Source organism: Cellulophaga baltica, assembly GCF_018861125.1.
Classification (GTDB): domain Bacteria; phylum Bacteroidota; class Bacteroidia; order Flavobacteriales; family Flavobacteriaceae; genus Cellulophaga; species Cellulophaga baltica_A.
This window is the reverse complement of record NZ_JAHKQN010000005.1, coordinates 194,116-206,102: the sequence shown is the minus strand read 5'-3', so window position 1 is coordinate 206,102 and position 11,987 is coordinate 194,116. Positions and strand designations below refer to the sequence as shown.

Below are 11,987 nucleotides of genomic sequence, written 5' to 3'. Positions count from 1 at the left end.
GCAGGAAAAAACAATATAGTATGGAAGAAAACAACGATATTGAATTTAATAGCAGATTAAATTTAGAAGAGCTTAAAGCAAGTGTTGAACAAATAAAGGCAGAACTTGCTAAAGTAATTGTAGGTCAAAAACATATTGCAAATTTATTAATAACAGCACTACTTGCTGAAGGTCATGTTTTGTTAGAAGGTGTGCCAGGTGTTGCGAAAACTATAACAGCTAAATTATTGGCAAAATCGTTAGAGGTAGATTTTAGTAGAGTTCAATTTACGCCAGATCTAATGCCTTCGGATGTATTGGGTACATCTATCTTTAATTTAAAAAATTCAGATTTTGAATTTAAAAAAGGGCCTATTTTTTCTAATATAATTTTGGTTGATGAAATAAATAGAGCTCCTGCAAAAACTCAAGCTGCTTTGTTTGAGGTTATGGAAGAGAGGCAAGTTACTATGGATGGTGTAAAATACCCATTAGAAGCACCGTATATGATTTTGGCAACCCAAAATCCAATAGAACAAGAAGGAACTTACCGTTTACCAGAAGCGCAATTAGATCGTTTTCTTTTTAAAATAACTATTGATTATCCAAATTTAGAAGATGAAATAGAGATAATAACAAGAGAACACGAGCGTAAAACTACTAAGCTTGCACAAATAACAAATAGCTTAAGTAAAGAAAAAATTATAGCGTATCAAGGTTTAATTTCTCAAGTAATTGTAGAACCGCATTTAATAAAATATATAGCTGAGATTATATTGAACACACGTAACAATCCATTTTTATATTTAGGAGCATCACCAAGAGCTTCAATTGCAGTTTTAAAAGCAAGTAAAGCTTTTGCAGCAATTAACGGTAGAGATTTTGTAACTCCAGAAGATATAAAACAAATTACAATACCGGTATTACAACATAGAGTTATAATTACTCCAGAGAGAGAAATGGAAGGAATAACATCAGTGCAAATTATTAATGATATTTTACAAAGTGTAGAAATTCCTAAATAAGGAAATTGAATGTCAGCAAAAAACACATCAGAATTTTCTAGAATGCCATTAGTTCAGTTTTTTAAAGACTTGTTCTTAAACAATCGCTTTTTTTATGCGATGTTCGGGATCATAGTTTTGTTTGTGCTAAGCTTTATTTTTTCAAGTTTATTGCTAATTGCAAAACTGTTGTTGTTTGTGTTTTTAGCTCTTGTTCTTGTTGATGTTTTAATTCTTTTTTTAACAAAAAAAGGAATTGATGCGGTTAGGGAATTACCTGAAAAATTCTCAAATGGAGATGATAATACAATTAATATTGTTTTGAAAAATAACTATTCGTTAAAAGCATATTGTTCTTTAATAGATGAACTTCCTGTTCAATTTCAGCAAAGAGATTTTAATATAAAAACAAGTATTACTTCAAATAATAAAAAAGAAATAAGTTATACAATTAGACCTACGGAAAGAGGTGAATATGTGTTTGGTAAATTACATGTGTACACAACAACTAAAATAGGTTTTGCTATGCGTAGGTTTTCATTCGGGGAATCTCAGATGGTGAAAACCTATCCGAGTTTTTTGCAATTGAAAAAGTATGACTTAATCTCATTAAACCAAAGCAGTCTCCAATTCGGAATTAAGAAAATAAGACGTATAGGTAATTCTTTTGAGTTTGAACAAATTAAAGATTATGTGCAGGGTGATAATATAAAAGACATCAATTGGAAAGCAACAGCGAAGCGCAACCAGTTGATGGTAAATCAATTTCAAGATGAAAAATCACAGCAAGTATATTCTATAATTGATAAAGGCAGGGTAATGAAAATGCCTTTTGAAAATCTTAGTTTGTTAGACTATGCAATAAATGCGGCTTTAGTGATTAGTAGCGTTGTAGTTCGAAAACACGATAGAGCCGGAATGTTCTCTTTTTCAAAAAAGCCTGATAATTTTGTAGTTGCAGAGCGTAGAAATGCGCAAATGAATTTAATACAAGAATCATTGTATAATGTGAATACAGATTTTAATGAATCTGATTTTGGTAATTTGTACGGCCATATAAAGCGAAAAATTACTACCCGAAGCTTATTACTTTTGTATACTAATTTTGCTAGTTTAGATGCGGTACATAGGCAAATGAATTACCTAAGAGCAATCAATAAAAGTCACATGTTGGTGGTTGTTTTCTTTAAAAATACAGAGTTAGAACAATTAAAAACTCATGAAGCAAAAACTACTCAAGAAATTTTTGATAAAACAATAGCAGAAAAATTTAGTTACGATAAAAAATTGATTGTTGCAGAGTTAAATAAATATGGCATACAAACCATTCTCACGGAGCCTCAAAACTTAACGATTGACTCGATAAATAAATACTTAGAGATTAAGGCAAAAGGCTTATTATAGTATTTTTTTTAACATCTATTTTTAATCCTGTTGTATCCTGTTTCTATACTTGGTAAAGAATAGTCTATGGTATACCTTTGCAAATCATTAAAATAAAGTGATTTCCAGGAATATTAGGAGGTTTATTTGCTATGAAGAAGAACATTCAAGAAGAATTACAAAAACGCATTTTGGTATTAGATGGAGCAATGGGAACAATGCTACAGCGCCATAAATTTACTGAAGAAGATTTTAGGGGAGAGCGTTTTAAAGATTGGGAACACCCATTACAAGGAAATAATGATTTGTTATCAATAACACAACCTGAAGCAATTGCTGATGTACATCGTCAATATTTTAAAGCAGGTGCTGATATTGTAGAGACGAATACGTTCTCAGGAACAACCATTGCAATGGCCGATTACTTTATGGAAGATTTAGTTTATGAACTAAATTATGAATCTGCAAGAATTGCAAAAGAAGTTGCTGATGAATTTACAGCGAAGGAACCAAATAAACCTCGTTTTGTGGCGGGTAGTATTGGTCCAACAAATAAAACAGCAAGTATGTCACCAGATGTGAATGATCCTGGTTACAGAGCGGTTTCTTTTGATGAATTGCGAATTGCATACAAACAGCAAGTAGAAGCTTTAATAGATGGAGGTTCAGATATATTGTTGGTAGAAACAGTTTTTGATACGTTAAATGCAAAAGCAGCACTTTTTGCAATTGAAGAGGTAAAAGATGAGCGTAATATAGATATTCCTATAATGGTGAGTGGTACAATTACCGATGCATCAGGGAGAACATTATCTGGGCAAACAGCAGAAGCATTTTTAATTTCAATATCACATATATCGATTTTATCAGTTGGTTTTAATTGTGCATTAGGTGCAAATCAATTGGTGCCACATTTAGAGGTTTTATCTGCTAAAACAGATTTTGCAGTATCTGCACACCCAAATGCAGGGTTGCCAAATGCTTTTGGGGAATATGATGAAACTCCTGAGCAAATGGCTTCACAGATTAAAGAATATGTAGAAAAGAATTTAGTAAATATTGTTGGTGGTTGTTGTGGTACAACACCTGAGCATATAACTGCAATTGCTAATATTGTAAAGGATGTTGAACCTAGAACTATTGCTGGTTCTTAGAAAGAATAATGATGTCAGATAATTTAAAAAAGCAATCAACAACCAAAAACAAACAACCTAAAAGGTATCTAAAACTTTCTGGTCTAGAGCCGTTAGTACTTTCTGAGAATACAAACTTTGTAAATGTAGGTGAACGTACAAATGTTGCAGGATCGAAAAAATTTCTTCGTTTAATAAAGGAGGAAAAGTTTGAAGAGGCACTTGATGTTGCTCGTGAGCAAGTAGAAGGTGGTGCTCAAATTATTGATATTAATATGGATGACGGACTTATCGATGGTAAAGAAGCCATGGTTAAGTTTTTAAATCTTGTGATTGCAGAACCAGATATTTCAAGAGTTCCCATAATGATTGATAGTTCTAAATGGGATATTATTGAAGCAGGTTTACAAGTCGTACAAGGTAAATGTGTAGTAAACTCTATAAGTCTTAAAGAAGGAGAAGAACAGTTTAAACACCACGCTAAATTAATCAAGCGTTACGGTGCCGCTGTTATTGTAATGGCCTTTGATGAGGTTGGTCAAGCAGATAATTACGATCGTAGGTTGGAAATTTCGAAACGAACATATGATATTTTAGTGAACGAAGTAAATTTTGCTCCTGAAGATATTATATTCGATTTAAATATATTTCCTGTTGCAACAGGAATGGAAGAGCATAAACTGAATGCAATAGATTTTATTGAAGCTACACGTTGGGTACGTGAAAACTTGCCACATTGTAGTGTTAGTGGTGGTGTTAGTAATGTTTCATTTAGTTTTAGAGGTAATAATCCCGTTCGTGAAGCTATGCACTCTGTGTTTTTATACCATGCTATCGATGCAGGTATGAATATGGGTATTGTAAATCCAAGTTTATTGGGTGTTTATGATGATATTCCTAAAGATTTATTAGAGCGTGTAGAAGATGTTGTATTAAACAGAAGAGATGATGCAACTGAGCGTTTGCTTGATTTTGCTGAAACTGTTGTTGGTACTGCAAAAGAAAGTAAGGTTGATTTGTCTTGGCGAGAAGAGTCTTTACAAAACAGAATTACACGTGCTTTAGTAAAAGGTATTGATCAATATGTTATTGAAGATGTAGAAGAAGCAAGGCAAGCAACTGATAAACCAATTGAGGTTATCGAAGGTAATTTAATGACCGGTATGAATGTGGTTGGTGATTTATTTGGTAGTGGTAAAATGTTTTTGCCTCAGGTTGTAAAATCTGCCCGAGTAATGAAAAAAGCCGTAGCTTATTTGTTACCATATATTGAAGAAGAAAAGCTTAAAAATCCGCAAGCGGATGATGATAAAGGTGCTGGTAAAATATTAATGGCAACAGTGAAAGGTGATGTTCATGATATTGGTAAAAATATTGTAAGTGTAGTTCTTGCATGTAATAATTACGATATTGTAGATCTTGGAGTTATGGTACCACCGGAAAAAATAATTAATGCGGCAATTGAGCACAATGTTGACATTATTGGTTTAAGTGGGTTAATTACTCCGTCTTTAGATGAAATGGTTTTTCTAGCAAAAGAAATGGAGCGTCAAAACTTTAAAGTTCCATTGTTAATTGGTGGTGCAACTACTAGTAAAGCGCATACGGCTGTAAAAATTGATACACAATATAGTAATGCTGTTGTTCATGTAAATGATGCCTCAAGAGCAGTTACTGTTGTTGGTGATTTGTTGCAGAAAGACACTTCAGTTGATTATAAGAAAAATATAAAACTAGATTATGAGTCTTTCAGAGACAAGTTTTTAAGTAGAACAAAAAAGAAAGAATACAAAACTATAGAGGAAGCACGTGCTAATAAATTTAAGATTGATTGGGCTACTTCTGAAATTATTAAACCAAATCAATTAGGAATTCAGGTTTTTGAAGATGTTGATTTAAAAAAATTAGAACCGTATGTAGATTGGTCTCCATTTTTTAGAGGGTGGGAATTGCATGGTAAGTTTCCAGATATTTTAACTGATGATGTTGTAGGTAAGCAGGCTGTAGAGTTATTTGATGATGCTCAGAAAATGCTTAAAAAGATATTTGATGAAAAAAGACTAACAGCTAAAGCTATTTTTGGCTTATTTCCTGCAAATGCAATTAGCGATGACGATATTGAATTAAAATCGGAGGATGAAAAATACATTTTTAGAACCCTACGTCAGCAATTAAAAAGGCGTGAAGGGGTATCCGATTTTGCTTTAGCAGATTTTATAGCTCCTAAAACATCTGGCAAACAAGATTATATTGGTTGTTTTTGTGTAAGTACGGGTTTTGGTGCAGATGAAATGGCAGATGCTTATAAAGCTGATTTAGATGATTATAATTCTATTTTAGTAAAAGCATTAGCAGATCGTTTGGCAGAGGCTTATGCGGAATATTTACATAAAGAAGTTCGTATGAATCATTGGGGTTATTCAAATGATGAGAATTTGAGTAACGAAGAATTGATTAATGAAAGTTATAAAGGTATTAGACCTGCTCCGGGTTATCCTGCTTGTCCTGATCATTTAGAAAAACTAACTATTTGGGAATTATTAGGTGTAGAGGAGAAAATAGGAGTTAAGCTTACAGAGAGTTTGGCTATGTGGCCAGCATCAAGTGTGAGTGGATATTATTTTGCAAACCCAGAAGCTCGTTATTTTGGATTAGGAAAAATAAAAGAAGATCAAGTTGCCGATTTTGCGAATAGAAAAGGAATTTCTTTGGAAGAAGCAACCAAATGGTTGGCAACAAATATTTCAGATGATTAATTTATAAATTTGAACTTGTAATATATTTGCGTTAAGGATAGTAGTGGTATCCTCTTTTGCTTTTTTTTAAGCAAAAAAGATATAACGAATAGCCTGTTAAAACGCCCAATTTTTATAATAATATTAAATATAAAACTTATCAGGAGTTTAAGGGAATGAAAGTAACAGATCACATTAAAAATGCAAACGGAAAAACTTTGTTTTCCTTTGAGATTGTACCACCGGTAAAAGGGAAAAAAATTCAAGATTTATATGATAATATAGATCCGTTAATGGAGTTTAATCCGCCATTTATTGATGTGACAACTTCTCGTGAAGAATACGTTTATGTTGATAAAGAAGGTCTGTATGAAAAAAACATTACCCGTATGCGACCTGGTACAGTTGGTATTTGTGCATCAATAAAGCATAAGTTTGATGTTGACACTATACCGCATGTAATTTGTGGTGGTTTTACAAAAGCAGAAACGGAGTATATGCTTATTGATTGTCATTATTTAGGTATTGATAATGTGATGGCTTTACGTGGCGATGCAATGAAAGAGGAACAATATTTCAAGCCAACAGATGGAGGTAATGTGTATGCTAGTGATTTGGTTTCTCAAATTCAGAATTTAAATAAGGGACAATATTTACTTGATGATGTACAAGGCGAAGATAAGTCTGACTTTTGTGTTGGAGTGGCTGGTTACCCAGAAAAGCATTTAGAGGCGCCTTCTTTTATGTCAGATTTAAAACGTTTGAAACAAAAAGTTGATGCTGGTGCAGATTATGTTGTTACACAGATGTTTTTTGATAATAAGAAATACTTTGAGTTCGTTGAAGCAGCTAGAGAGATAGGGATTAATGTGCCAATTATTCCGGGGATTAAGCCAATAGCAGTGAAACGCCATTTACAATTATTACCACAAATTTTCAGTTTAGATTTGCCTCAAGATTTAGTTGATGCTGTTGAATCTTGTAAGAATAATGCTGATGTTAGGCAAGTTGGTGTGGAATGGGCTATTCAGCAATCGAAAGAATTGAAAGCAGCGGGTGTTCCTGTTTTACATTATTACTCTATGGGGAAGTCGAATAATATAAAAGCAATAGCAAAAGCTATTTTTTAAATAATTACTTGGTTTTTAGACTAGTTGTTACTAGTGAATTAGTACTTTTGGTTGGGTTAATGTAAGCTATGAAGTTTAGAATATTATTAGGTTTTGTTTTTGTAAATTTTCTATGTTTTTCTCAAGAGGAAAAAGAAGTTAAAAGATATACTTTAGATGCAAACCAATTTTACGGTTCCATCATGCGGCATAGTCCAAATGTTAGCCATTTACTTACATCGCACCAAGCAGGTGTGATTTTAAGTTTAAACCGAAAAACTTACGGCTACAAAAAATGGGAACAACGTTACAATTATCCTGATTTAGGATATTCTTTTATTTATCAAGAATTTAATAATGATATTTTAGGGCGCAATTTTGGAGTCTATGCACACTATAATTTCTATTTCTTAAAGCGTTTTTTACAATTACGTTTGGGGCAAGGTATTGCATATAATACTAATCCTTATGATAAAGAAACGAATTTTAGGAATAATGTTTTTGGTTCACATATATTAAGTTCTACCTACTTAATGTTGAATTTACATAAAGAAAATATTGTAAAAGGTGTAGGGTTTAAAGCGGGTATCTCAATCATTCATTATTCAAACGCCAATGTAAAAGCACCTAATAAGTCTACCAATACATTTGCTTTTAATGCAGGGTTCACTTACGATTTAGATGGTGGAAAAAAGATTAATTATATTGATACGTCTAATGAAAAAATTACAGAACCATTTAAATTTAATTTCGCTTTTAGATTTGGGATTAATGAAAGTGATGTAGTGGATTCTGGTCAATATCCTTTTTATATATTTTCTGGTTATGTTGATAAACGTGTAGGTACGTTAAGTGCAATTCAATTAGGAACAGAATTGTTTCTATCTAACTTTTTAAAAGAATATGTAACTTATAGAGCAATTGCATTTCCTGAAGGAAGTATTGATGCTGATGATGACTATAAGCGTGTTGGAGTTTTTGTGGGTCATGAATTATTTTTTAATAAAACCTCAGTAATTACACAGTTAGGTTACTATATATATTATCCTTTTGAATTTGAAGGTAGGGTTTATAATAGAGTTGGTATGAAACGTTATTTTAAAAATAAAATGTACGGAGTAGTAAGTTTAAAATCTCACGGAGCAAAGGCGGAAGCAGTTGAATTTGGAGTAGGAATACGATTGTAAAAGATGATGAAAAAATATTTTATACTAACATTAATTTGTCTCATATTTTTTGGTTGCGACAGCGAGAGTGTGTCTGATTGTTTTCAATCTTCAGGAGATATAATTCAAGAAGAAATAACTTTAGAGTCATTTACAAAAATTACTGTATTTCAAAATGTAAAATTGATTTTGAAAGATGGTGATGAGCAGAAAGTCATTTTAGAAACTGGAGAAAACTTAAGAAACGATATTTCATTAGAAGTTTCGGATGATAGGCTAATAGTTACCAATGATAATAGCTGTAATTTTGTTCGAGACTATGAATTAACGATAGTTTATGTAACATCACCTAATATATCAGAAATTAGAAGTAGTACGGGATATCCAATTGAAAGTGATGGCGTTTTAAATTACGATTCATTATCACTATTGTCAGAAAGTTTTGGTGATGAAGAAGCTGATACAACTGACGGTGAGTTTGATTTAGAATTAAATTCAACTTCTGTGAGTGTTGTGGCAAATGGAGTGTCGTATTATCAGTTGTCAGGGGAAGTTGAAAACTTATCGATCAATTTTGCAGCAGATGATTCAAGAATAGAGGCCGAAACGCTAATAGCTAAAAATGTAACGGTAACTCATAGAGGTTCAAATGATATGCTGGTTTATCCTGTGGAATCTTTAACCGGAACTATTACGGGGACTGGGGATGTAGTTTCTTATAATGTACCTACAACAGTAAGTGTAGGGGAATATTATAAAGGAGAATTAATTTATAAAGATTAATGAAACCTTTATTAACATATCTAAGAGATTTTTTTGCTTACAAGCGAGTAATAGATAGTGGTAAAGAATTAAAAGGTTTAGCAAAAGCAGATAGTTTATTAAAAGAATTAATAAACTCAAATAAAATTCCCGGTTTAGCAATTACGGTTTTAAAAAATGGCAACCTTTTTTTTGAGAAAGGCTACGGATATGCTAATATTGATAAAAAAGAGAAAGTAAACCCGCAAACATCAGTATTTAGAATAGCAAGTCTTTCTAAACCAATAGCAACAACAGCATTAGCTCATATGGTTTCAGAGGATGTAATTGATTTAGATAAGTCGTTCTATACTTATGTACCATATTTTCCTAAAAAAAAATGGGATTTTACTATTCGACAATTAGCAAGCCATACTGCAGGTATTCGCGGTTATTTAGGTAAGGAGTATGCTTTAAATAAACCGTATTCTATAAAAGAAAGTATTGCTATTTTTAAAGATGATGAATTACTTTTTAAACCAGGCACGAATTACTATTACAATAGTTACGATTTTGTATTGTTATCCTTAGCAATGCAGGAAGCTAGCGGCATTCCTTTTGAAAAATATGTACTAGACAGGGTATTACAACCGTTAGGATTATCAAAAACATTTGCATGTAATCTTTCAGGAAGAACTGAAGTGTCAAGTAAAGAACTGCAATTAACTATATTTTACTCAAAAAATAGATTAGGGTTTCGAAAAGCAATCCCAGTAAACAACTATTATAAATTAGCTGGTGGTGGTTTCTTAGCAACATCCTCTGATATTGCAAAATTTGGACAAGCCTATATGTCGAAAAATGTCAAAATAGATCAAAAAATAATAAGTAAGTTTATCTCTTCTGAAACTATAAAAGGGAAGAAAACTTATTATGGATTAGGTTGGCAAGTAAGTGAAGATAAATTAGGTAGATCTTACTACGGTCATATAGGTAATGGGGTAGGAGGTTATTCTAATTTTTTTATATACCCCAAAGAAAAAATGGTTGTTTCAATATTAATCAATTGTACGAACCCAAAAATTCAAAAGGAATTAGATGAGGTTGTGGTAAGTTTATTAAATTCGTAATCTTCCGTAATATTAATATAAAGTTATCTATAATACTTAATAATCTGTTTCTTACAATTTTTATATAATTTAACAGTTAGTAGTTAGTAATCTTTAAGTGATTATTAAATTTTAACCAATTTAAATTATGAAAAAAACCAATTTATTTATCTTATTATTTTTAAGTTTTATTATCTTTTCTTGTTCAAGTAGTGACGACAATAATGGAGATTTGTCAACTAATATAGATCCTGAGGGAGTTAATGTTGTTGAAGATGAACTATTAGATATAAATGCTATTTCCGCAGCTATTATAATTGACGGAGCAACAGTTAATGAAGGTGGTGTTACACCAACAGGAGGCATAGACTTCAGTATAGATTATACAACTCAAACTGCATTTCAAGAAAATGGATTTGAAATTATATTTGAAGAGCCAGAAGATTTTGCAGGAATTTATATTCAGTTATATGATGAAAATGGTATGGCAGATACTTATATAGATGTACCTTCAAGTGCTACCGATTATTATAGTGGTAAAGTACTTTCTAAAGAAAGAAAAGATTTTTTTACTAAAAAAGGAGCGTTAACTCAAAAAGATGAAGATACATCAATAGATGTCAATTTCACTTCTGAAATTCCTGCAGGAACATTCTGTTATGTAATTTGTGTTTATGATAATCAAGGTAACATTAGTCAGCCAGAAGAGGTTTGTGTAACTGTTGAGTCTTGGGGTGGTAATGTAAATCTTGTTGGTGATTGGGATTTTACAAAACAAATTGATAACGGAGATACAATTGACGCAGGAGAAGAATCATGCGAGAGTTATGATACTCAATTGTATTGTGACAATAATATTCAATCAGAGGTGGTTGTAAATGAATGTTACACCCTTAATAATTTAGTAATAACATTTAATGAAGATGGAACTTATTCTTTCATTCAAGAATCAGAGTATATTGGTTTGGATTATGATGCATCGAGAGAGGCTTGTGAGGTCGTATATGAAGAAGATGGAGGGGAAACATATACTTCAACAGGTAATTGGGCTTATAATGAAGAGCAAAATATTTTAACTTTAGTTGAATTTGAGTATACGGAAACTTATGAAGGAGAAACTTATTCAGAACTAGAGCCAGAAGGTTATTTATTATTAGAAGGAGAAATAAGTGTTTCTGCTAATGAGTTAGTTATTTTAGAGTCAGATTCGTATTCTGGTGAAACATATAGCTATGAGTACTATTTTGATAAAAATTAAGTAAATTATCTCATTTATATTTTTATAAGACCTCTTTCAAGAGGTCTTATTTGTTTTATTTAATGCTTTATGATTAACTTAATAAAAGACTCGATTTATTAAGTTAATATCAACAAATTATCAAACTTTAAAAAAAAGATCTAGTAATTATTTGTTTTTTAAATATAATTATTACTTTAGCAAAAGTTTAGAACAATTATGACAAATCAATATTTCTGGAACGGTTTCTTTTTTTACTTCTTTTTTAAGAGAGGTACGGGACTGTTGTAGTATATGTTAAAATATAAACAATTAAAAGTCCCGTTTTAAAACGGGACTTTTTTTTTGACCTTTTTTGAAGTTTATACTTTAAAAAAATGAATAATAATAA

9 protein-coding genes are annotated in these 11,987 nt (G+C 31.5%); all 9 read left to right on the top strand.

The features are described 5' to 3' along the window. Nucleotides 1-20 precede the first annotated feature (20 nt). The 9 genes from KO500_RS01640 (at nt 21) to KO500_RS01600 (ending at nt 11,617) form a co-directional block, all read left to right on the top strand. On the top strand, nt 21-1,004 hold the full coding sequence (locus tag KO500_RS01640; protein ID WP_215954751.1) for an AAA family ATPase: 984 nt from the start codon (nt 21-23) through the stop codon (nt 1,002-1,004). A 9-nt stretch (nt 1,005-1,013) separates the two neighbouring features. Beyond that, nucleotides 1,014-2,387: a DUF58 domain-containing protein gene (locus KO500_RS01635; RefSeq protein WP_252732402.1), complete on the top strand. Its 1,374-nt coding sequence runs from the start codon at nt 1,014-1,016 to the stop codon at nt 2,385-2,387. A gap of 131 nt (nt 2,388-2,518) precedes the next feature. Beyond that, nucleotides 2,519-3,520 (top strand): homocysteine S-methyltransferase family protein, encoded by a 1,002-nt coding sequence (locus tag KO500_RS01630; RefSeq protein ID WP_215954750.1) that lies wholly within the window; start codon nt 2,519-2,521, stop codon nt 3,518-3,520. Nucleotides 3,521-3,531: 11 nt separating this feature from the next. After that, the gene (gene metH / locus KO500_RS01625) at nt 3,532-6,255 is read left to right on the top strand and encodes a methionine synthase (RefSeq protein WP_215954749.1); all 2,724 of its coding nucleotides are present in this window, start codon (nt 3,532-3,534) and stop codon (nt 6,253-6,255) included. Between the two features lie 155 nt (nt 6,256-6,410). After that, on the top strand, nt 6,411-7,364 hold the full coding sequence (gene metF / locus KO500_RS01620; RefSeq protein ID WP_215954748.1) for a methylenetetrahydrofolate reductase [NAD(P)H]: 954 nt from the start codon (nt 6,411-6,413) through the stop codon (nt 7,362-7,364). A gap of 68 nt (nt 7,365-7,432) precedes the next feature. Further along, on the top strand, nt 7,433-8,530 hold the full coding sequence (locus KO500_RS01615) for an acyloxyacyl hydrolase (protein WP_215954747.1): 1,098 nt from the start codon (nt 7,433-7,435) through the stop codon (nt 8,528-8,530). Between the two features lie 3 nt (nt 8,531-8,533). Continuing rightward, nucleotides 8,534-9,292, top strand: a complete 759-nt coding sequence (locus KO500_RS01610) for a head GIN domain-containing protein (RefSeq protein ID WP_215954746.1) — start codon at nt 8,534-8,536, stop codon at nt 9,290-9,292. Then, nucleotides 9,292-10,380, top strand: a complete 1,089-nt coding sequence (locus KO500_RS01605; protein WP_215954745.1) for a serine hydrolase domain-containing protein — start codon at nt 9,292-9,294, stop codon at nt 10,378-10,380. The genes KO500_RS01610 and KO500_RS01605 overlap by 1 nt, the downstream gene beginning before the upstream one ends. Before the next feature lie 127 nt (nt 10,381-10,507). Next, entirely contained in the window at nt 10,508-11,617 is a 1,110-nt protein-coding gene (locus KO500_RS01600) for a hypothetical protein (protein ID WP_215954744.1), read from the top strand. Nucleotides 11,618-11,987: the final 370 nt, after the last annotated feature.

What these genes read in the sequence shown, in the direction of transcription:
- KO500_RS01640 (WP_215954751.1), top strand. Translation starts at nt 21, where the DNA reads ATGGAAGAAAACAACGATATTGAATTTAATAGCAGATTAAATTTAGAA.
- KO500_RS01635 (WP_252732402.1), top strand. Translation starts at nt 1,014, where the DNA reads ATGTCAGCAAAAAACACATCAGAATTTTCTAGAATGCCATTAGTTCAG.
- KO500_RS01630 (WP_215954750.1), top strand. Translation starts at nt 2,519, where the DNA reads ATGAAGAAGAACATTCAAGAAGAATTACAAAAACGCATTTTGGTATTA.
- metH (WP_215954749.1), top strand. Translation starts at nt 3,532, where the DNA reads ATGTCAGATAATTTAAAAAAGCAATCAACAACCAAAAACAAACAACCT.
- metF (WP_215954748.1), top strand. Translation starts at nt 6,411, where the DNA reads ATGAAAGTAACAGATCACATTAAAAATGCAAACGGAAAAACTTTGTTT.
- KO500_RS01615 (WP_215954747.1), top strand. Translation starts at nt 7,433, where the DNA reads ATGAAGTTTAGAATATTATTAGGTTTTGTTTTTGTAAATTTTCTATGT.
- KO500_RS01610 (WP_215954746.1), top strand. Translation starts at nt 8,534, where the DNA reads ATGATGAAAAAATATTTTATACTAACATTAATTTGTCTCATATTTTTT.
- KO500_RS01605 (WP_215954745.1), top strand. Translation starts at nt 9,292, where the DNA reads ATGAAACCTTTATTAACATATCTAAGAGATTTTTTTGCTTACAAGCGA.
- KO500_RS01600 (WP_215954744.1), top strand. Translation starts at nt 10,508, where the DNA reads ATGAAAAAAACCAATTTATTTATCTTATTATTTTTAAGTTTTATTATC.